This is a genomic window from Pseudomonas sp. Y5-11, assembly GCF_022368695.1.
In the GTDB taxonomy this organism is placed as follows: domain Bacteria; phylum Pseudomonadota; class Gammaproteobacteria; order Pseudomonadales; family Pseudomonadaceae; genus Aquipseudomonas; species Aquipseudomonas parakoreensis.
The window spans coordinates 3797203-3819119 of the sequence record NZ_CP058974.1; the positions used below are offsets into that span (position 1 = coordinate 3797203).

The 21917-nt window shown below is 61.1% G+C and carries 14 protein-coding genes; 13 read left to right on the forward strand and 1 reads right to left on the reverse strand.

Annotated features, from left to right (window positions below; translation table 11 throughout):
- Positions 1–15 precede the first annotated feature (15 nt).
- Entirely contained in the window at positions 16–288 is a 273-nt protein-coding gene (locus tag HXW87_RS16740) for a DUF1652 domain-containing protein (RefSeq protein ID WP_047294563.1), read from the reverse strand.
- A gap of 263 nt (positions 289–551) precedes the next feature.
- On the opposite strand from HXW87_RS16740, the gene HXW87_RS16745 reads away from it, so the two are divergent.
- The 13 genes from HXW87_RS16745 (at position 552) to HXW87_RS16805 (ending at position 21775) form a co-directional block, all read left to right on the forward strand.
- On the forward strand, positions 552–1367 hold the full coding sequence (locus tag HXW87_RS16745; RefSeq protein WP_239776721.1) for a helix-turn-helix domain-containing protein: 816 nt from the start codon (positions 552–554) through the stop codon (positions 1365–1367).
- Positions 1368–1419: 52 nt separating this feature from the next.
- Positions 1420–2826: an FAD-dependent oxidoreductase gene (locus tag HXW87_RS16750; RefSeq protein WP_182401274.1), complete on the forward strand. Its 1407-nt coding sequence runs from the start codon at positions 1420–1422 to the stop codon at positions 2824–2826.
- A 31-nt stretch (positions 2827–2857) separates the two neighbouring features.
- Positions 2858–3202: a cupin domain-containing protein gene (locus HXW87_RS16755; protein WP_182401272.1), complete on the forward strand. Its 345-nt coding sequence runs from the start codon at positions 2858–2860 to the stop codon at positions 3200–3202.
- A gap of 57 nt (positions 3203–3259) precedes the next feature.
- Entirely contained in the window at positions 3260–4345 is a 1086-nt protein-coding gene (locus HXW87_RS16760; RefSeq protein WP_047294555.1) for a polyamine ABC transporter substrate-binding protein, read from the forward strand.
- Between the two features lie 456 nt (positions 4346–4801).
- Positions 4802–6265, forward strand: a complete 1464-nt coding sequence (locus tag HXW87_RS16765; RefSeq protein ID WP_182401270.1) for a serralysin family metalloprotease — start codon at positions 4802–4804, stop codon at positions 6263–6265.
- A gap of 92 nt (positions 6266–6357) precedes the next feature.
- A complete protein-coding gene (locus HXW87_RS16770) occupies positions 6358–6786 on the forward strand; it encodes an AprI/Inh family metalloprotease inhibitor (protein WP_152620430.1) in 429 nt (142 codons plus the stop codon).
- A 203-nt stretch (positions 6787–6989) separates the two neighbouring features.
- Positions 6990–8765, forward strand: coding sequence for a type I secretion system permease/ATPase (locus HXW87_RS16775; protein WP_047294551.1), 1776 nt, complete (start codon positions 6990–6992; stop codon positions 8763–8765).
- Positions 8762–10111, forward strand: a complete 1350-nt coding sequence (locus tag HXW87_RS16780) for an HlyD family type I secretion periplasmic adaptor subunit (protein ID WP_007963525.1) — start codon at positions 8762–8764, stop codon at positions 10109–10111. The genes HXW87_RS16775 and HXW87_RS16780 overlap by 4 nt, the downstream gene beginning before the upstream one ends.
- Before the next feature lie 2 nt (positions 10112–10113).
- Positions 10114–11478, forward strand: a complete 1365-nt coding sequence (locus HXW87_RS16785) for a TolC family outer membrane protein (RefSeq protein WP_239776732.1) — start codon at positions 10114–10116, stop codon at positions 11476–11478.
- Positions 11479–11650: 172 nt separating this feature from the next.
- Positions 11651–14602 carry an autotransporter serine protease gene (locus HXW87_RS16790; RefSeq protein ID WP_239776740.1) on the forward strand — a complete coding sequence of 984 codons (2952 nt, stop codon included), beginning with the start codon at positions 11651–11653 and terminating at the stop codon, positions 14600–14602.
- A gap of 290 nt (positions 14603–14892) precedes the next feature.
- A complete protein-coding gene (locus HXW87_RS16795) occupies positions 14893–17979 on the forward strand; it encodes an autotransporter serine protease (RefSeq protein ID WP_239776745.1) in 3087 nt (1028 codons plus the stop codon).
- Between the two features lie 56 nt (positions 17980–18035).
- Positions 18036–19724, forward strand: a complete 1689-nt coding sequence (locus tag HXW87_RS16800) for a polyurethanase (RefSeq protein WP_239776747.1) — start codon at positions 18036–18038, stop codon at positions 19722–19724.
- 197 nt (positions 19725–19921) lie between these two features.
- Positions 19922–21775: a polyurethanase gene (locus tag HXW87_RS16805; RefSeq protein ID WP_239776750.1), complete on the forward strand. Its 1854-nt coding sequence runs from the start codon at positions 19922–19924 to the stop codon at positions 21773–21775.
- Positions 21776–21917: the final 142 nt, after the last annotated feature.

Here is a 21917-nt window from a genome sequence, read left to right on the forward strand (position 1 = left end):
AATAAAAACAAAAGGTTAAGCGTAACTCTTGAGAGACTCTGGAGGAATGAAAGTCTCCAGTTCGTCTTCCACGGCTTCAATGATTCGTTCGACATCGGCCGCGTTCATCACCGTGGCGCAGGGAATGCCGGCGATGGCGATCATGGTTTCACCGCTGGCACGATCGAACAGTCGGGCAATCATGCTGCCCGGCGCATCCATCGTCGCTTCAAAACCCATTGGATGAAAATGCCAGCGCATCAACTGGCACGCGTTTGGGAAGGTGACTTTACTGGAACCTTTATTCATGTGTTGCCCGCCTTCTTCATCGAGCGATTCCTTTTGCTCATGCTAGGTGGGAAGAGCCTTCATTGGCTCAACCGGTCAGTGACATTAAAAGTAGCATCCGCATGTGAATTTTCCGTGAGCTTTTTCAGTTCATTTTGCGATTGCTGCGCATTTTTTGATGTAAGCCACGCCTCATTCACTCTTCGCCAAAAGGCCACTACGGTTTACTGATTGATCGTCTGGATGAAGTTGGGCAAGCTCGGTGCTTTTGCGCAGAGCCCTTTATGCATGTCGACGACGACGGCCCAGAACAGACCCCGGCCACGGCCGCTACGGTCATGCGCTATCACTTGAGCTGGAAACATCGCGACCTGGACAGCGTCATGGCGCTGTACCACCCGGACGTCCAATACAACGATTTCTTTCAGAACCGGGTGCTCGGCTTTGATGAGTTGCGTGAGTACGTGCGTGTCAGCATGCCGCGAGAATCCGACGAAGCGCTGGAGCATTGCGACCGGATCCGCGTGGATGGCAACACTGCCTACATTCAGTACGAAGTGACCTTGCGCGGTGGCGACGGACTGGTGTCGTTCCGTTCCAGTGAAGCGATCACAGTGAAGGACGGCCTGATCTGGCGGGTCAACGAATACGCCTCGCTGGTTCGCACGCCAAACAGTGGCACCGTCGCCCCCAGCCAGCGTCCGGCGGTGAGTCGACTGGGCCTGTCACCGCGCCAGATCAGTTTCATGGCCGAAGACCTGCAGCAATATTTCGAACGGCAACAGCCTTACCTCGATCCCGAGCTGGATCTGCAACGGGTGGCGAAGGAGTGCGGGTACAGCCGCAATCAGATTTCCTACCTGCTCAATCAGGTGCTGGGGCAGAGCTTCTATCGATACGTCAACCACGCGCGCCTGCAGCATTTGCTCAAGTCACTGGATCACGCCACGCCACCGCTGCGTATCGATGAACTGGCATTTGCTGCCGGTTTCAACTCGCTGTCGGCGTTCTACAGTTGCTTTCGCCAGCACACCGGCCAGTCGCCGAAGGCCTACGCCAAACAAATTTCTTTGCGGGCACGCGCGCAAGACAGCCGTTGAAGACTCGCACTAGGATCGACGCCATCGAAGGTTTTCAGTGGCGGAGTCTTGCATGCCGGCGTGGCGCACTATCAGTTTGTGGATGGATCAACTCGACGAGCCGCTGATCGCGCGGCCGGCGCTGGAACAGGATCTGGATGTCGACGTGGCCATCATCGGCGCCGGTTATACCGGGCTGTGGACCGCGTACTACCTGAAGAAACTCGCGCCGGGTCTGGATATCGCCATCATCGAGGCGCAAACCGCCGGTTTCGGTGCGTCCGGGCGCAATGGTGGCTGGCTGATGGGCAATCTGCTGGGCGAGGATCGACTGCTCGCCGGCCTCTCGCCACAACAACGCCGCGCCTCTTTTGATCTGCTGCACAGCATCCCCGATGAAGTGGAAGTTGTCCTCGAACGTGAGGGCATCGACTGCGATTACCGCAAGGGCGGGGTGCTGTACTGCGCCGCTCGCTACCCGGAACAGGAAGCCAGCCTGCGCGAATACCTCGACAAGCTGCACGCCCAAGGCCTGACCGACAACGATTACCGCTGGCTGAGCCCCGAACAACTGGCGCAACAGATTCGCGTGGCGAAACCCTACGGCGGCATCTATGCGCCGCACGTGGCGACGATTCACCCGGCGAAACTGGTGCGCGGTCTGGCGCGTACCGTGCAGAACATGGGCGTGAAGATCTACGAAAACAGCCCGGTCACGCACTGGCAGTCCGGTAGTTTGCGCACGGCCAGGGCCAGTGTGCGCAGCCGCTGGATCGTGCCGGCCGTTGAAGGCTATTCGGTGACGCTGCCGCCGCTGGGTCGCTATCAGTTGCCGGTGCAAAGTCTGATTGTCGCCACCGAACCACTGTCGGCTGCGACCTGGGATGAAATCGGCCTCAACCGTGGCCAGGCCTTCAGCGAGTTCAGCCGTCAGGTCACTTATGGTCAGCGCAGTGCCGATAACCGCCTGATCTTCGGCGCTCGCGGCGGCTACCAGTTCGCCGGCAAGTTGCGCCACAACTTCGATCTGACCCGCGATGAAGTCGAACTGCGGCGTTATCTGTTCGGTGAGCTGTTCCCGCAACTGAAACACGTGCAAATCACCCACGCCTGGGGCGGCAACCTCGGCATGTCGCGGCATTTCAAGCCGCACATGCTTTGCGATCGGGCCAATGGCATCGCGCTGTCCGGCGGTTATGGCGGGGAGGGCGTGGGTGCCAGCAACCTTGGCGGCCGCACCCTGGCCGATCTGATTCTGGAGCGCGACACCGAACTTGCGCAGCAGCCGTGGGTGCTGCCAGACGGCGGGATTCATGCGTTGCGCGCCTGGGAGCCGGAACCGTGCCGCTGGCTCGGTTACAACGCGATCATCAAAAGTTTTGTCCACGAAGACCAGACCCTGGCCAATCCGGCCACCGCACCGTGGCGGCGCAAGCTCGCCAGTCAGGTCGCGGGCTTCATGGAAGGTTTCATGCACTAACCGCCGTTTTCTTCACAAGACAGGTCTCACCATGAGCATTACGCAGTTCAAGAACACCGCCAGCCTGCAACTGGACCAATCCAACCCGGTCGCCGTGCCGATCGGCGAGCCGGTCGCGATGGCCTCGACCACCAGCGTCGAGCGCGACGACGGCGTTGAAACCGGCGTCTGGGAATGCACCCCGGGGCGCTGGCGCCGGCAGATCACCGCGCAAGAGTTCTGCCATTTCATCTCCGGGCGTTGCACGTTCACCCCGGACAACGGCGGTGAAACCCTGCACATACAAGGTGGCGACGCACTGATGTTGCCGGGCAACACGCTCGGCATCTGGGATATCCAGGAGACCGTGCGCAAGACCTACGTCCTTATTTTCTGATTGTTTGATCCTTTGATTGCCTGCCAACAAAAATAGCCACTACAGGAATCGACCCCCATGATCCAGAAAACCCTCGCTCTGGCGCCGCTGCTGCTGGCTGCCTCCATTAGCCATGCCGCTGAAACGGTGAAGATTTACAACTGGTCCGATTACATCGCGCCGGATACCACGAAAAACTTTCAGAAAGACACCGGCATTGGCGTCACCTACGACGTCTACGACAGCAACGAAACCCTCGACGGCAAGTTGATGACCGGCAAATCCGGGTATGACGTGGTGTTCCCGTCCAACCACTTCATGGCGCGGCAGATCCAGGGCGGGGCGCTGAAGAAGCTCGACAAGAGCCAGTTGCCGAACTGGAAGAACCTCAATCCGGTATTGCTCAAGGCCTTGCAGGTCAATGACCCGAACAACGAGCACGGCTTTCCGTACCTGTGGGGCAGCACCGGCATCGGCTACAACGTCGCCAAGGTCAAAGCGGTACTGGGCGACAACGCGCCGGTGGATTCCTGGGACCTGATCTTCAAACCCGAGTACATGGAAAAACTGCAGAAGTGCGGCGTGGCGATCCTTGATAACGGCCCGGAACTGCTGCCGGCGGCACTCAACTACCTGGGTTTGCCACCGCATAGCAAGAACCCCGAGGACTACAAGAAAGCCGAAGCACTGCTGATGAAAGTGCGGCCGTATGTCAGCTACTTCCATTCCTCGAAATACACCAGTGACCTGGCCAATGGCGATATCTGCGTGGCGGTCGGTTTTTCCGGCGACATCCTGCAAGCGGAAAACCGCGCCAAAGAAGCGAAGAACGGCATCGACATTGGATACGCGATTCCCAAGGAGGGCGCGGCAATCTGGTTCGACATGGTCGCCATGCCCGCCGATGCGCCGGACGAGAAGGCCGGTTACGCGTTCATGAACTACCTGCTGCGCCCGGACGTGATGGCCAGCATCAGCAATTACGTGCACTACGCCAATGGCAACCAGCAGGCCGACGGCCTGATCGACCCGGCCATCAAAAGTGACACCAAGGTTTATCCGAGCCCGGAGATGATGGGCAAGCTGTTTGCGCTGGAAGCCATGCCGCTGAACATCGACCGGATCCGCACCCGTGTCTGGAACAAGATTCGTACTGGTAGCTAACCCACCCCAAACCCTGTAGGAGCTGCCGAAGGCTGCGATCTTTAGATCTTCAAATGCAAAGATCGCAGCCTCGTTCCACTCGACAGCTCCTACAGGGACAGGGGTATCAGGCGTTATTAAATAGTTGATATCAATACACTGGCATCGCACTAATAGAGTGCAGGAAAGTGAGACGCGTCTAACAAAAAACAACTTACCAATATTTAATATTTAAATAGAAAATCGTCAGACAATTGGAGGCGGTGAAACCGGGTAAAACAATCTTTCGACCCCGCAGGCTTTGTTTACGGTAGTTTTGCGCAACAGTGCAATTTGATCTCAAAAAAAGGCTAGACGTATGATTTCAAATTGTGTCAGGTTCGTTACGCCTTCATTGGGCGAGTGATAGGACGATCTCGCCAGGGATCGTCGCTATCTGACAAAAACTGTTCCATTGCTAAACAAGGAAGTGTGTTTATGTCGAAAGTAAAAGCTAACGCTATTGATATCACTGCAGACACATTCGTGCCGGTAGGCGCAGTGCAGGCTCTGGCGGCAACCAGCTCCGCCTGGAACCAGATCAATAGCTTCAGCCATCAATATGATCGTGGCGGCAACCTCACGGTCAATGGCAAACCCTCCTTCTCGGTGGATCAAGCCGCCACCCAACTGCTGCGAGACGGAGCCTCCTGGCACGACCTCGACAACAGCGGCAAGATCGAACTGACCTACACCTTTCTGACCGCCAAAACCGCTAACTTCAGCGGCCTGGGCGTCACCGGTTTCAGTCAGTTCAGTGCCCTGCAAAAAGCCCAGGCGGTGCTCGCCATGCAATCCTGGGCGGATGTCGCCAACGTGACGTTCACCGAAGCTTCCCGTGGTGGCGACGGTCACATGACCTTCGGCAACTACAGCGGCGGCCAGGAAGGCGCGGCGGCGTTTGCGTTCCTGCCAGGCACCGAGCCAGGTTATGACGGTCAGTCCTGGTATCTGACCGGCAGTGGCTACGACGTCAACAAAACCCCGGGTCTGAACAACTACGGGCGTCAGACCCTGACGCACGAAATCGGCCACACCCTGGGCCTGTCTCACCCTGGCGACTACAACGCCGGCGAAGGCAACCCGACTTACAAGGATGCTTCCTACGGGCAAGACACCCGCGGTTACAGCCTCATGAGTTACTGGAGTGAAAGCAACACCGCCCAGAACTTCAGCAAGGGCGGTGTGGAAGCCTATGCCTCCGGCCCGCTGATGGACGACATTGCCGCGATCCAGAAGCTGTACGGCGCCAACCTGACCACCCGTACCGGTGATACGACCTACGGCTTCAACTCCAACGCCGGTCGCGATTTCCTCAGCGCCTCGTCGTCGAGCGACAAGCTGGTGTTCTCGGTGTGGGATGCGGGCGGCAAGGACACCTTCGACTTCTCGGGTTTCACCCAGAACCAGAAGATCAACCTCAATGAAGCCTCGTTCTCCGACGTGGGCGGCATGATCGGTAACGTATCCATCGCCAAGGGCGTGACCATCGAGAACGCCATCGGCGGCTCGGGCAACGACCTGCTGATCGGTAACAGTGCGTCCAACGAGCTCAAGGGCGGTGCCGGCAACGACATCATCTACGGCGCCGGTGGTGCGGACAAACTGTGGGGCGGTTCGGGTTCGGACACTTTCGTGTTCGCCTCCAGCTCCGACTCCAAGCCGGGTGCAATCGACCAGATCCTCGATTTCGTCAGCGGTCTGGACAAAATCGACCTGAGCGCCATCACCAACGGGTCCGGCCTGCACTTTGTCAGCAGCTTCACCGGTTCGGCCGGCGACGCGATCCTGACCTCGTCGGGCGGCAACAGCCTGTTGTCGGTGGACTTCTCCGGGCACGGCGTGGCGGACTTCCAGGTCAGCACCGTTGGCCAGGCAGCGACCAGCGACATCGTGGCGTGATGTAAACGGGAAAGCGGCGCTTCATGCGTCGCTTTCTTTGCTTGCATCGTGTTGATGGCTGGGCAAGGCTAGGTGCCGGAGCGAATTTTCTGATGATCCGTAAAGTTTTTACCTACAAGGGAATGGCGTGGCTTTCGGCGGCGCTGATCATGATTTCTGGAGAAGCAACCATGGCAAGCAGCCTCAGACTGGAAGACCCCTCCGTGTTCGCCGGGCAGTGGCAGGCGATTCTGACTGCGCCCGATGACGCCCCAGAGGCGCAGGCATTGCAGGATAAACCCTCGAACACCTGTCTGATCGATCTGGAACCCAACCAGACACTGGGCAAGGGCGCCGAATGCCTGGGGGCATGGCTTGAGCAAGCGCCAGTCGGCTGGTTTCCTGATCCGGACGGCCTGTCGATTACCGGCAAGGAGGGTTCAAGAATCCAGTTCTTCAGCCGACAACGTGATGGGCTTTATCTGAGCACTTTGAAGTCGGGACTGGTGATTACGCTGACGCGCCATACACCGCAGCTGTGAACAACGGCACCGACTGAACCGTTGACTATAAGGTTTGATGTTGCAGTTATAAGCAACAGCTCAATGCAACGAGTGGCGTTGAACTGTTGAAAGTTGTTATTGAAGTGTAAGTGCAAGTTGCAAGAACCCGTCCGGTCTGTGCACGGATAATTAATAGAAGCGTCTCGCCAAAGAATGGCGGGGATTACATTCAGGAATAATCAATGAAGATGGCGAAGGCCCCAGCCACCGCTCCCTTATTCAAGGCTTTGGGTGACTATAAAAGCATTCTGATCAGCGTCGGGTGCTTTACCGCACTGATTAACGTGCTGATGCTGGTGCCCTCCATTTATATGCTGCAGGTCTACGACCGCGTGCTGTCTTCGCAGAACGAAACCACCCTGGCGATGTTGTCCTTGATGGTGGTCGGCTTTTTCGCCTTCATCGGCATGCTGGAAGTGGTGCGCAGCTTCATCGTAATCCGCATCGGCAGCCAACTGGAGCGCCGCTTCAACCTGCGGGTGTATCAGGCGGCGTTCGAACGCAACCTGTTCAAAGGCGAGGGTAACGCCGGGCAATCGCTGGGCGACCTGACCCACATTCGCCAATTTGTCACCGGGCCAGCCCTGTTCGCGTTTTTCGACGCGCCGTGGTTCCCGGTCTATCTGTTCGTGATTTACCTGTTCAACGTCTGGCTCGGGGTCCTCGCCACGGCGGGTGCGCTGCTGCTGATCGCGCTGGCGTGCCTCAACGAATACATGACCAAGAAGCCGCTGGGCGAAGCTGCCGGTTACTCGCAGAAGTCCAGCCAACTGGCGACCAGTCACCTGCACAACGCGGAAACCATTCAGGCCATGGGCATGCTTGGTGCGTTGCGCAAGCGCTGGTTCGGCGTGCATTCGCGCTTCCTCGGTCTGCAGAATCAGGCCAGCGATACCGGTGCGGTGATCAGCTCGATCAGCAAGACCCTGCGCCTGTGCCTGCAATCGCTGGTGCTGGGGCTCGGCGCGTTGCTGGTGATCAAGGGCGACATGACGGCCGGGATGATGATCGCCGGTTCGATCCTGATGGGCCGGGTGCTGAGCCCGATCGATCAGTTGATCGCCGTCTGGAAACAGTGGAGCGGGGCGAAGCTCGCCTACCGCCGTCTGGATGCCTTGCTGCAGGCGTTCCCGCCGAGCGACGAGGCCATGGCGTTGCCTGCGCCAAAGGGCCAGATTGCCTTTGAACAAGTCAGTGCCGGCCCACCGGGGCAACGCGCGGCGACCCTGCACATGGTCAACTTCGCGATTGGCGCGGGCGAAGTGCTGGGCGTGCTCGGTGCTTCCGGGTCCGGCAAGTCGACCCTGGCCCGAGTGCTGGTTGGCGTGTGGCCGACCCTGGGTGGCACGGTGCGCCTGGACGGTGCCGACATCCATCGCTGGAACCGCGATGAGCTCGGCCCCTATATCGGCTACCTGCCACAGGACATCGAACTGTTCAGCGGCAGCATCGCCGAAAACATTGCCCGGTTCAGTGAAGCCAACCCGGAAAAGGTCGTGGCTGCCGCGCAACAGGCTGGCGTGCACGAGATGATTCTGCGGATGCCGCAAGGTTATGACACACAGTTGGGCGAGGACGGCAGCGGTCTGTCCGGCGGCCAGAAACAACGTGTCGCATTGGCGCGCGCCCTGTATGGCGACCCGAGCCTGGTGGTGCTGGATGAGCCGAACTCCAATCTCGACACCGTCGGTGAGGCTGCGCTGGCCAGCGCCATCGCCCAGCTCAAGGCCAAGGGCACTACCGTGGTGCTGGTCACACACCGCTCTTCGGTATTGGCCCAGGCCGACAAGTTGCTGGTGCTCAACGACGGTCGTCTGCAGGCATTCGGCAACAGTCAGGACGTACTCAAGGCGCTGTCCGGCGCTCAGGAACAATCACGGGAAAAATCTGCGCAGGCACCGGGCGGGCTCAGCATGAGCCGGCAGTACCAGCCCACGACAAGGAATTCGGGTGTATGAGCAGCGCCAGCATGAACACTGAAAACGAAGCCTCCATGGAACACGCATACGTCACCGAGCGCCCGGAGCGCGATGCGAAATTCTTCGCGCGCATGGGCTGGATTCTGGCCATCGTCGGCGCCGGCAGTTTCTTCACCTGGGCCGCCCTGGCGCCGCTGGATCAAGGCATTCCGGTGCAGGGCACCGTGGTGGTGTCGGGCAAGCGCAAAGCCGTGCAGTCAATGAGTGCCGGCGTGGTCAGCCGGATTCTGGTGCGCGAAGGCGAGATCGTCAAACAGGGCCAGCCGCTGTTCCGCCTCGACCAGACCCAGGTCGCGGCCGACGTGCAGTCGCTGCAAGCCCAGTACCGCATGGCCTGGGCCAGCCTCGCACGCTGGCAGGCCGAGCGCGATAACCTCAAGCAGGTGACCTTTCCGGCAGAGTTGAGCAATGATCCGGATCCGCGTCTGGCGCTGGTTCTTGAAGGCCAGCGTCAACTGTTCAGCAGCCGCCGTGAAGCGTTTTACCGCGAGCAGGCCGGCCTGCGCGCCAGCATCGAAGGTGCCACCGCGCAACTGGCGGGCATGCGTCGCGCCCGCACCGACCTCAACGCCCAGGCCGATTCGCTGCAGCAGCAACTGAGCAACCTGCAGCCGCTAGCGGACAACGGCTACATCCCGCGCAACCGCTTGATGGAGTACCAGCGGCAGCTGTCGCAAGTGCAGCAGCAACTGGCGGAAAACACCGGTGAAAGCGGCCGGGTGGAGCAGGGCATCCTCGAATCGCGGCTGAAGCTGCAACAGCATGGCGAGGAATATCAGAAGGAAGTGCGCACGCAACTGGCCGACGCACAGCTCAAAAGCGTGACCCTGTCCGAGCAACTGACTTCCGCCGGTTTCGACCTGCAGCACAGCGAGATCCTCGCCACCGCCGATGGCGTGGCGGTCAACCTTGGCGTGCACACCGAAGGCGCCGTGGTGCGTCAAGGCGAAACCTTGCTGGAGATCGTCCCGCAAGGCACCACCCTGGAAGTCGAAGGGCACTTGCCGATCAATCTGATCGACAAGGTCGGCACGCATCTGCCGGTCGATATCCTGTTCACCGCGTTCAACCAGAGCAAGACCCCGCGCGTGCCGGGTGAGGTCAGCCTGATTTCCGCCGACCAGATGGTCGACGAGAAAACCGGCGTGCCGTACTACGTGTTGCGCAGCAGCGTCAGTGATCAGGCGATGGAAAAACTCCACGGTCTGGTGATCAAGCCCGGTATGCCGGCGGAAATGTTCGTGCGCACGGGCGAACGTTCACTGCTCAACTACCTGTTCAAACCGCTGCTCGATCGGGCCGGCTCCGCGTTGACCGAAGAATAAGGATGTTCGGCTGTATGAATAAGCTTTCGATGTTGGGGGCGGCGTTCGCGCTGCTCGCAGGAAACAGCGCACTGGCGGCCATGGGGCCATTCGAGGTCTACGAACAGGCATTGCGCAACGATCCGGTGTTCCTCGGCGCGATCAAGGAGCGCGACGCGGGCCTGGAAAACCGCATCATCGGCCGCGCCGGACTGTTACCAAGACTGGGTTACAACTACAACCGGGGTCACAACACCTCGAAGGCCACGCAACTGACCGCTCGCGGCAACCTGACCGAAGACCGCAACTACAACAGCTACGGCTCGACCCTGACCTTGCAGCAACCGTTGCTCGACTACGAAGCTTATGCGGCGTATCGCAAAGGCGTGGCGCAGGCGCTGTTCGCCGACGAGGCGTTTCGCGGCAAGAGTCAGGAGCTGCTGGTACGGGTGCTGGACAACTACACCAAGGCCTTGTTCGCCCAGGATCAGATCGACATCGCCCAGGCCAAGAAGAAGGCTTACGAGCAACAGTTCCAGCAGAACGAACACATGTTCAAGCAGGGCGAGGGCACGCGCACCGACATTCTGGAAGCCGAGTCGCGCTACGAACTGGCGACCGCCGAAGAGATCGAGGCGCGCAACGAGCAGGACGCCGCGCTGCGTGAACTGGGCGCGCTGGTTGGCGTGCAGACGGTGGATATCAGCGAGCTGGCACAACTGGATCAGAACTTCCAGACCTTCGCGTTGATGCCGGCCAACTACGACACCTGGCATGAGCTGGCGATCAGCAACAACCCCAATCTGGCGTCGCAACGGCAAGCGGTAGAAGTGGCCAAGTACGAAGTCGAGCGCAACCGCGCCGGGCACCTGCCGAAAGTCAGTGCCTATGCGTCGATCCGCAAGACTGAATCGGACAGCGGCAACACCTATAACCAGCGCTATGACACCAACACCATCGGCTTTGAAGTCAACGTTCCACTGTATGCCGGTGGCGGGGTGTCGGCCTCGACCCGCCAGGCCAGCCGCACCATGGAGCAGGCGGAATACGAACTCGACGGCAAGACCCGCGAAACCTTGATCGAACTGCGCCGCCAGTTCAGCGCCTGCCTGTCGGGCGTCAACAAATTGCGTGCCTATCAGAAGGCACTGGCGTCGGCTGAAGCGCTGGTGGTGTCAACCAAGCAAAGCATTCTTGGCGGTGAACGGACGAACCTCGATGCGCTGAACGCCGAACAGCAACTGTTTACCACCCGCCGCGATCTGGCTCAGGCGCGCTATGACTATCTGATGGCCTGGACCAAGCTGCATTACTACGCGGGGACCTTGAACGAACAGGACCTGGCGCGGGTGGATGAGGCGTTCGGACAAGGCCCGAAAACCCAGTAACACTGAAAATCCTGTAGGCGCTTTAAGCAGAGCAAAAGATCGCAGCCTGCGGCAGCTCCTACATTGAGCAAGGACTGGCTGAACTGTAATCCCTGTAGGAGCTGCCGAAGGCTGCGATCTTTTGATCTGGCTGTCAGTGCCTGCAAAACAATAAGAAAAGTGAGTGGTGAACATGGACGTACGCATCAAGCCGGCAGCGGTCGGCACCCTGTTGCTCGCAGTTTCCATCGCGCAAGCCCATGCGCAGTACCTTGAATCCGGCAAGCCCGGCGATCCGGCCAGTTGGCGCAGTGCCGAATTCCAGCGCGACTGGGGCCTGGCGCGGATGCAGGCCGATCAGGCTTACGCCGCCGGTATCACCGGCAAAGGCGTGAAGATCGGCGCCCTCGACTCCGGCTTCGATGCCGCCCACCCTGAGTTCGCCAGCGACCGCTATCACCCGGTGCTGGCGTCCGGCAGTTACGTCGACGGCTCGCTGTTCAACGTCAATGGCACCCTCAACCCCAACAACGACTCCCATGGCACTCACGTGGTCGGCACCATGGGCGCGAGCCGTGACGGCACCGGCATGCACGGCGTGGCCTACAACGCGCAGATCTACGTCGGCAACACCAACAACAACGACAGTTTCCTGTTCGGCCCCAAACCCGATCCGCGCTATTTCAAAGCGGCCTACGACGCGTTGGCCGCGGCCGGCGTACGCGCGATCAACAACAGTTGGGGCAGTCAGCCGCCGGATGTCAGTTACCGCACCCTGGCCGATCTGCACGCCGCGTACGCCCAGCACTGGAATCAGGGCACTTGGCTCGACGCGGCGGCGGATGTCTCGCGCCGTGGCGTGATCAACGTGTTCAGTGCCGGCAACAGCGGCTACCCGAACGCCAGCGTGCGTTCGGCGTTGCCGTACTTTCAGCCGGATCTGGAAGGCCATTGGCTGGCGGTGTCCGGGCTGGACCAAAGCAATCAGCAGAAGTACAACCAGTGCGGCATCGCCAAATACTGGTGCATCACCACGCCGGGGGCGAAGATCGACAGCACCATCCCGGGCGGCGGTTATGCGATCAAGTCCGGCACTTCGATGGCCGCGCCGCACGCCACCGGCGCACTGGCGCTGGTGATGGAACGCTATCCGTACATGAACAACCAGCAGGCGCTGGAAGTGCTGCTGACCACCGCCACGCAATTCGACGGCTCGGTCACCGATGCGCCGACCGAACGGGTCGGCTGGGGCGTGGCCAACCTCGGTCGGGCGATGCGCGGACCGGGGCAACTGCTCGGCGCGTTTGATGCCAATCTGGCCGCCGGGCAAAGCGATGTGTGGAGCAACGACATCTCCGACAAGGCCCTGATTCAGCGGCAAAGCGAAGACCTCGCCGAACACCGCGCCTGGCAGCAAACCCTGCAGGACAAAGGCTGGCAAAACGGTATCCCGGCCGGCGCCAGTCAGCAGGATCAGACCGACTACGCGGTCGGTATGGCGCGTGATGCCGCAGCGGCGACGCGGGTCTATCAGGGCAGCCTGATCAAGTCCGGGGCAGGGCGCTTGTTGCTGACCGGTGACAACACTTTCCGTGGTCCGACCACGGTCAATGGCGGCGTGCTCAGCGTCAACGGTTCACTGGCCTCGGCGGTGACCGTCAACGACAGCGGCACCCTTGGCGGTTCGGGGCGCATCGGTGCGCTGATCGCCAACAGCGGCGGCCGCGTGGCGCCGGGTAACTCCATCGGCACGTTGAACGTGACCGGTGACGTGGCCTTCGCCCCCGGTTCGACCTACGCGGTGGAGCTGTCGCCGATCAGCAGCGACCGCATCGTTGCCGGCGGCAGCGCGAGTGTCAGCGGTGCCACGGTCAGCCTGTCGCTGGAAAACAGCCCGACCCTGCTCAGCACCACGCAAGCGCGCAGCCTGCTCGGTCATTCGTACGACATTCTGCAAGCGGCCGGTGGCATTCAGGGCCAGTTCGGCGCGGTGCTGCCGGATTACCTGTTCATCGGCGGCAACCTCGACTACACGACCAATGCCATTCAACTGGACATCCAGCGCAATGCGACCTCGTTCGCCAGCATCGGGCAGACCCCGAATCAGCGTGCGGTGGCGACTGCAGTCGAAGGTTTGGGCGCCGGCAACTCGGTGTACGAAAGCTTGCTGGTGTCGGCGTCTGCTGCATCGGCGCAACAGGCGTTCCAGCAACTCAGCGGGGAAATCTACCCGGCACTGGGCTCGATGCTGATCAATGACAGCCGCCAGTTGCGCGACGCGGTCGGTGAACGTCTGCACGATGCCAACGCCACGCCAGGCAATGGCTGGATCAAGGCCCTCGGCGCCTGGGGTTCGACCGAATCCGGTAACGACACCTCGCGCTACAGCACCTCGATTGGCGGTTTGCTGGCCGGTGTCGACGGCGCGCTGGATGAGCAGACGCGCATCGGTCTGGTCACCGGTTACAGCGACAGCTCGCTGAACATGGGCTCGGACACGCACTCGTCGGCCAAGGTCGACAGCTATCACCTCGGCGCTTACGCCGGTCATGACATCGGCGCCTGGCGCCTGAGTACCGGCGCGGCCTACAGCTGGCATCGCGCCGATGTGAAGCGCGATCTGCAATACGGCGACGTCAGCGCCAAACAGAAAGCCAAGGTCGATGCGGCCACCACGCAGGTCTTCGGTGAAGCGGCTTATCGCCTGAACTTGCAACCGGTCGCGCTTGAGCCGTTCGCCAACCTCGCTTACGTGCATCTGGATACCGAAGGCTTTACCGAAAAGGGCGACGCGGCCGCGCTGAAAAGCTCCGGCGAGCAGCGTGATGCGGTGCTCAGCACCCTCGGTGTGCGTGCGGTCAAGCGCTTCAATCTGTCGACTCAACAGTCGCTGGATGTCAGTGGTCGTCTCGGCTGGCAACACAGCTTGAGTGACATCGACGCCGAACAGCATCTGCGTTTCGCCAGCGGTAGCACACCGTACTCGGTCGAAAGTTCGGCGCTGGTGCGTGATGCGGCGCTGGTGGGCGTGCAAGCCAGCCTGGCGTTGAGCAAGGACGTACGGGTCAACCTCGATTACAACGGACAACTGGCCAACCGCGAGAAGAGCCACGGCGTGGGGCTGAGCCTGAACTGGCAATTCTGACGGAGGGCGTACGCCTGTCCCTGTAGGAGCTGCCGAAGGCTGCGATCTTTTGATCTTGCTGTTAAAAAGATCGCAGCCTGCGGCAGCTCCTACAGGGGGATGTGAGCACACACCTGTGGTGAGAGGATTCATCCCCGATGGGACGCGAAGCGGCCCCGATAGTCGTCCGGGTGTGCGACTGCTGAGCAGTCGATCGGGGATAAATCCCCTCGCCACAAGCGTTATTTCCCGGGCCCGGGTGTGGGCCTGGTAGACGGATTTTTCGCAACAACACTAAGGAAGGTCGCTGGATGAATAACAACAATACCCCCGCGCAAACGGGCGGTCGCTTCGCCATGAAAACCCTCAATTGCGCCGTACTCTGTGCGTTGACCAGCTGGGGCACCGCGCACGCGGCGCCTTACGTGGAAAACGGCCGCAGCGGTGATCCCGCCAGTTGGCGCAGCGCCGAGTTCCAGGCAGATTGGGGCCTGGGCGCCATCGGGGCGGATTCCGCTTACGCTGCCGGCTACACCGGTAAAGGCGTGAAACTGGGAATCTTTGACCAGCCGGTGTACGCCGCGCACCCGGAGTTCTCCGGCCCCGACAAAGTCGTGACCCTGGTCACCAGCGGGATCCGCGAATACACCGACCCTTACATCCCGGTCAAAGCCGGGGACGCGTTCCGCTATGACGGTTCGCCCTCGGTCGGTTCCGACGGCAAGCTCGGCGCCCACGGTACTCACGTCGGTGGCATCGCTGCCGGCAGCCGTGACGGCGGGCCGATGCACGGCGTGGCGTTCGGTGCGCAGATCATCAGCGCCGACAACGGCGACCCGGGCCCGGAGGACGGCATTGTGCGTGGCAACGACGGCGCGGTGTACAAGGCCGGATGGGATGCGCTGATCGCCAGCGGCGCGCGGATCATCAACAACAGTTGGGGTATCGGCATCACTGACCGTTTCGACCTTGGCGGCCGCGACCCGGCGTATCCGCACTTCACCGTCAACGACGCGCAAGTGCAGTTCAACGAAATCCGCACATTGCTCGGCACCAAGCCGGGCGGCGCCTACGACGGCGCGATTGCCGCCGCCCGTAGCGGTATCGTGACGATTTTTGCCGCCGGCAACGATTACAACCTGAACAACCCGGACGCCATCGCCGGCCTCGGTTACTTCGTGCCGGACATCGCGCCGAACTGGATCACCGTCGCCGCGTTGCAGAAGAACCCGGATCTGGCCAGCGCCAATCCGTACATCATGAGTACGTTCTCTTCGCGTTGCGGTTACACCGCGAGCTTCTGCGTTTCGGCACCGGGCACGAAGATCTTCAGCTCGATCATCGAAGGCACCAACGCCGACAACCTGACCACCGGCTACAAAAACTACAACGGCACCTCAATGGCCGCGCCGCACGTGGCCGGCTCGATGGCGGTGTTGATGGAGCGCTTCCCGTACATGACGGGTGACCAGGTCGCCACGGTGCTGCGTACCACCGCCACCGACCTCGGCGCACCGGGCATCGACGCCTTGTACGGCTGGGGCATGATCAACCTGCGCAAGGGCATTGATGGCCCGGCGATGTTCGTCACCGAGCAGGACATTCCGGAAGAATTCCGCATCCAGGGTGCCTACGGTTCCGGGCAGTTTGTTGCGGACCTGCCGGGCATTGGCGCGATCATCGACAAGGGCAAACCCACCGAGCGCGTCTGCACCGACATCACCTGCGGCCTCGACACCTGGCGCAACGACATTTCCGGTCACGGCGGCCTGACCAAGCAGGGTATCGGCACGCTGGTGCTGACCGGCAACAACAGCTATAGCGGCCCGACCCTGGTCAATCAGGGGCGTCTGGCGATCAACGGCTCGCTGGCTTCGGCGGTCACGGTCAACGACAGCGGCATCCTTGGCGGTAACGGCCGCATCGGCGCACTGACCGCGAAAAGCGGCGGTACCGTGGCGCCGGGCAACTCGATCGGCACGCTGAACGTCGCCGGTGACGTGACCTTCGAGCGCGGTTCGACCTACGCGGTGGAAGTGTCGCCAACCAGCAGCGACAAGATCGTTGCCGGTGGCCAAGCGGTGATCGATGGCGCCACGGTCAGTCTGTCCCTGGAAAACAGCCCGACCTTGCTGACCACGACTGAAGTGAAGAGCCTGCTCGGCACGCAGTTCAACATCCTGCAAGCGGCCGGTGGCATTCAAGGCCAGTTCGGGCAAGTGCTGCCGAACTACGCGTTCCTCGGCGGCACCCTGGCGTATTCGGCGAACGGCGTACAACTCGACGTCGGGCGCAATGGCGCGTCGTTCGCCAGTGTCGGCCTGACGCCGAACCAGCGTGCGGTCGGTGCGGCTGCCGAGGGGTTGGGCGCGGGCAATGCGTTATTCGAAACCTTGCTGTTGTCGCCGAACGCGGCGGCGGCGCAACAGGCGTTCCAGCAACTGTCCGGCGAGATTCATCCCGCCATTGGCACGATGCTGATCAACGACAGTCGCTACCTGCGTGAAGCGGTGGGCGAGCGTCTGCGTGAGCGCGATCTGTTCAATGCCAACGCACCGACTGACGAGCGCAGCAATGCCTGGGTCAAGGTGCTCGGTTCGTGGGGCAAGAGCGATGGCGGCCATGAAAATGCCGACTCCAACAGCTCCATCGGCGGGCTGCTGGCCGGTGTCGACGGCTTGATTGCTGAAGATACTCGTCTGGGTTTCGTTACCGGTTATAGCGACAGTTCGTTGAACATGGGCAGCGGCACGCATTCGTCGGCCTCGGTCGACAGCTATCACCTGGGTGCGTACCTGGGGCATCAGATCGATGCGCTGCGTCTGACCGCCGGTGCGGCGTATAGCTGGCACCGCGTGGATGTGAAGCGTGATCTGCAGTTCGCCGGCGTCAATGGCAAAGAGAAAACCAAGCACGATGCCGCGACCACTCAAGTGTTCACCGAAGTGGCTTACGATCTGCGTCTGCAACCGATGAATCTGGAACCGTTCGCCAATCTGTCGTATGTGCACCTGAACACCGACAGCTTCACCGAAAAGGGTGATGCCGCGGCGCTCAAGAGCTCTGAAGACAACCGCGATGTGGTGCTGTCGACCCTTGGCGTACGCGCCAAGCGCAGCTTCGCCCTGTCGGACAAGCATCAGCTGGAACTGGGCGCGACCCTCGGCTGGCAGCACAACCTGAGCAGTGTCGATGCTGACAGCCACCTGGCCTTCGCCAATGGCAACAGCGCGTTCACTGTGCAGAGTGTGTCGATGGATCGTGATGCGGCCGTGGTCGGCGTCCGTGCCGGGCTGGCGCTCAATCGCGATGTCCGGGTCAACCTGGACTACAACGGACTGATCGGTAACAACGAGAAGGACCACGGTGTGGGTCTGACCCTCGACTGGCAGTTCTAAAGGAGTACCGGCAGCCCTCCAGGGGCTGCCGGTCATGAAGGAAGAGAGAGCACAACATGGGATTGTTCGATTACAAAAATGCCGATGGCAAAGCGTTGTACAGCGATGCCATCGCCCTGACGCTGTATGCCTACACGCCAACCGGCCAGCCGTTGCCGGCCACCGCCTGGAAACCCCTCAGCGCCACGGCGCTGGGCTATCAGGGCAAGGTCGGCGCGCAGGGCACGTTCTTCGGCGAGAAGGACGGCTTCACCAGCGCCGAGGCTGAAGTGCTCGGCAAGTACGACGCCGGTGGCAAGCTGATCGGCATCGGCGTGGCCTTTCGCGGCACTGGCGGACTGGGTTACAGCGACACTTTCGGCGACATGAAGAACAATCTGCTGGCCGCCATCGGGCCATCGGATTACGCGAGTAACTACGCGAAAAACGCCTTCGACAACCTGCTCAAGGCGGTTGCCGCGTTCGCGCTTGCCAACGGCATTGCCGCCAAGGACGTGCTGTTCAGCGGTCACAGCCTCGGTGGCCTCGGGGTCAACAGCGTGGCCGAGTTGAGCGCCAGCAACTGGGGCGGGTTCTTCAAGGACGCCAACTACATCGCGTTCGCTTCGCCGACCCAGAGCAGCACCGGCAACAACGTGTTGAACATCGGTTACGAAAACGATCCGGTGTTCCGCGCACTGGACGGCACCACGTTCAGCAGCGGGTCGCTGGGCAAGCACGACGGGCCGCATGAGTCGACCACCGACAACATCGTCAACTTCAACGACTACTACGCCTCCACCGCGCAGAACCTGGTGCCGTTCAGCATCGTCAATCCATTGAGCTGGTCGGCCCATGGCTCGTTGGGGTATGCCGATGGCTTGAACCGGGTCATCGATTCGAAGTTCTACAACCTGACACACAAGGACTCGACCCTCATCGTCTCCAACCTGGAGGAATCGTCCCGGGGCAAGACCTGGGTCGAGGACTTGGGGCGCAGCGGCGAGCCGCACACCGGCAGCACTTTCATCATCGGCACCCAGAGCGGCGACTGGCTCAAGGGCGGGGCGGGCAACGACTTTCTCGAAGGCCTGGGCGGTGATGACCGGTTCCGCGATGACGGTGGCTTTAACATTCTGCTCGGTGGTCAGGGCCACAACACGTTCGAGCTGCAGAAACCGCTGCAGAACTTCAGCTTCGCCAACGACGGTGACGGCACGCTGTATGTGCGCGACGCCTACGGCGGCATCAGCATGACCCGCGACATCGGTGCGCTGGTGAGCAAGGAGTCGGGGTCGTGGTGGGGCAGCAAGGACATCACCTGGGGCGTTACGGCCAAGGGTTTGACCAATGGCAGCGAACTGACCCAGTACACCCATTCGCTCAACGGCGATGGGTACGGCAATGCGCTGCACGCCAGCGCCGAGGGTGACTGGCTGTTCGGTCTGGGTGGCGATGACAAGCTGATCAGCGACAAGGGCCACGTGACCTTCGTCGGCGGCGCCGGCAATGACGTGATGACGGCGGTGGGCGGCAACAACACCTTCCTGTTCAGCGGCGCCTTCGGTTTCGACGCGATCAATGGCTACCAGGGCAGCGACAAACTGGTGTTCATGGGCGTCGAAGGCGCGGGGCAGGGCTACGACTACAAGCAGCATGCTGTGCAGTCGGGAGCTGATACGGTGCTGAAGATTGGCGAGTATGCCGTGACCCTGGTGGGGGTGGGAGTGGCTAACCTGTCGGACTCGGCGTTCGTCTTCGCCTAGCTCTAATGTGGGAGCGAGCTTGCTCGCGAAAGCGGTTTGCCAGCCAAGCAAATGGCAGCTGACACTCCCTCTTCGCGAGCAAGCTCGCTCCCACAGATTTGATGTGTAAGTAGTGAAAATGCTCCGGGGCGTGCCCGTGAGGGGCGCTCTGGCTGTGAGCTATCTCTGACAATTCAAACAAAAGAGAGGCAATAGCAATGGGTGTGTATGACTACAAGAACTTCGGTACAGCCGATTCCAAGGCGCTGTTCAGCGATGCCATGGCGATCACGCTGTATTCCTATCACAACCTCGATAACGGCTTTGCCGCCGGTTATCAGCACAACGGTTTCGGCCTCGGCCTGCCCGCCACGTTGGTGACCGCGCTGCTCGGTGGCACCGATTCGCAAGGGGTGATCCCCGGTATTCCGTGGAACCCCGACTCGGAAAAACTCGCCCTCGACGCGGTGAAAAAGGCTGGCTGGACACCGATCACCGCTTCGCAACTGGGCTACGACGGCAAGACCGACGCGCGCGGAACCTTCTTCGGCGAGAAGGCCGGTTACACCACCGCTCAGGTGGAAATTCTGGGCAAATACGACGCTCAGGGCCATCTCACCGAAATCGGCATCGCTTTTCGCGGCACCAGCGGCCCGCGGGAAAACCTGATCCTCGACTCGATCGGCGACGTGATCAACGATCTGCTGGCAGCTTTCGGCCCCCAGGATTACGCCAAGAATTACGTCGGTGAAGCGTTCGGCAATCTACTGAATGACGTGGTGGCGTTCGCCAAGGCCAATGGCCTCAGCGGCAAGGACGTGCTGGTCAGCGGCCACAGCCTCGGCGGGCTGGCGGTCAACAGCATGGCTGACCTGAGTGGCGGCAAGTGGGGCGGGTTCTTCGCCGATTCCAACTACATTGCCTACGCCTCGCCGACCCAGAGCAGCACCGACAAGGTGCTCAACGTCGGTTACGAAAACGACCCGGTGTTCCGCGCCCTCGACGGCTCGACCTTCACCGGCGCCTCGGTCGGCGTGCACGACGCGCCCAAGGAATCGGCCACCGACAACATCGTCAGCTTCAACGATCACTACGCCTCGACCGCGTGGAATCTGCTGCCGTTCTCCATTCTCAACATCCCGACCTGGATCTCGCACCTGCCGACTGCGTACGGCGACGGCATGAACCGGATCATCGAGTCGAAGTTCTACGACCTGACCAGCAAGGACTCGACGATCATCGTCGCCAACCTGTCGGACCCGGCGCGGGCCAACACCTGGGTGCAGGATCTGAACCGCAACGCCGAAACCCACAAGGGCAGCACGTTCATCATCGGCAGCGACAGCAACGACCTGATCCAGGGCGGCAGCGGCAATGACTACCTCGAAGGGCGCGCCGGCAACGACACGTTCCGTGATGCTGGCGGCTACAACGTGATTCTCGGTGGCGCCGGCAACAACACCCTCGAGTTGCAGAAATCGGTGAACACCTTCGACTTCGCCAACGACGGTGCCGGCAACCTGTACATCCGCGACGCCAACGGCGGGATCAGCATCACCCGCGACATCGGCAGCATCGTCACCAAGGAGCCGGGCTTCCTCTGGGGGCTGTTCAAGGACGATGTAACCCACAGCGTCACGGCCAGCGGTTTGAAGGTCGGCAGCAACGTCACCCAGTACGAATCCAGTGTCACCGGCACCAGCGGTGCCGACACACTCAAGGCGCATGCCGGCGGCGACTGGCTGTTCGGTCTGGACGGCAATGACCACTTGATTGGTGGCGCGAGTAACGACGTGTTTGTCGGTGGCGCCGGCAATGACCTGATGGAGTCCGGGGGCGGGGCGGATACGTTCCTGTTCAACGGCGCGTTCGGTCAGGATCGGGTGGTGGGTTTTACGGCCAACGACAAACTGGTGTTCCTTGGCGTGCAGGGTGTGTTGCCCAATGATGACTTCCGCGCCCATGCCTCGACGGTGGGGCAGGACACGGTGCTGAAGTTTGGTGGTGATTCGGTGACGCTGGTCGGGGTGGCGCTGAATAGCCTCAGTGCCGATGGAATTGTGATCGCCTGATGCATCCGTAACCTGTGGCGAGGGAGCTTGCTCCCGCTGGGTCGCGAAGCGGCCCTGAAGATTTTGTGAGCGCTACGCGCTCAAGCGGGAGCGAGCTCCCTCGCCACAACCTGGTATCAAAAGTGACTCGATAGCCACACCC

Bases quoted from the DNA above. Each gene is read 5' to 3' on its own strand.
- HXW87_RS16740 (WP_047294563.1), bottom strand. From the start codon at position 288: ATGAATAAAGGTTCCAGTAAAGTCACCTTCCCAAACGCGTGCCAGTTG.
- HXW87_RS16745 (WP_239776721.1), top strand. From the start codon at position 552: ATGCATGTCGACGACGACGGCCCAGAACAGACCCCGGCCACGGCCGCT.
- HXW87_RS16750 (WP_182401274.1), top strand. From the start codon at position 1,420: ATGCCGGCGTGGCGCACTATCAGTTTGTGGATGGATCAACTCGACGAG.
- HXW87_RS16755 (WP_182401272.1), top strand. From the start codon at position 2,858: ATGAGCATTACGCAGTTCAAGAACACCGCCAGCCTGCAACTGGACCAA.
- HXW87_RS16760 (WP_047294555.1), top strand. From the start codon at position 3,260: ATGATCCAGAAAACCCTCGCTCTGGCGCCGCTGCTGCTGGCTGCCTCC.
- HXW87_RS16765 (WP_182401270.1), top strand. From the start codon at position 4,802: ATGTCGAAAGTAAAAGCTAACGCTATTGATATCACTGCAGACACATTC.
- HXW87_RS16770 (WP_152620430.1), top strand. From the start codon at position 6,358: ATGATCCGTAAAGTTTTTACCTACAAGGGAATGGCGTGGCTTTCGGCG.
- HXW87_RS16775 (WP_047294551.1), top strand. From the start codon at position 6,990: ATGAAGATGGCGAAGGCCCCAGCCACCGCTCCCTTATTCAAGGCTTTG.
- HXW87_RS16780 (WP_007963525.1), top strand. From the start codon at position 8,762: ATGAGCAGCGCCAGCATGAACACTGAAAACGAAGCCTCCATGGAACAC.
- HXW87_RS16785 (WP_239776732.1), top strand. From the start codon at position 10,114: ATGTTCGGCTGTATGAATAAGCTTTCGATGTTGGGGGCGGCGTTCGCG.
- HXW87_RS16790 (WP_239776740.1), top strand. From the start codon at position 11,651: ATGGACGTACGCATCAAGCCGGCAGCGGTCGGCACCCTGTTGCTCGCA.
- HXW87_RS16795 (WP_239776745.1), top strand. From the start codon at position 14,893: ATGAATAACAACAATACCCCCGCGCAAACGGGCGGTCGCTTCGCCATG.
- HXW87_RS16800 (WP_239776747.1), top strand. From the start codon at position 18,036: ATGGGATTGTTCGATTACAAAAATGCCGATGGCAAAGCGTTGTACAGC.
- HXW87_RS16805 (WP_239776750.1), top strand. From the start codon at position 19,922: ATGGGTGTGTATGACTACAAGAACTTCGGTACAGCCGATTCCAAGGCG.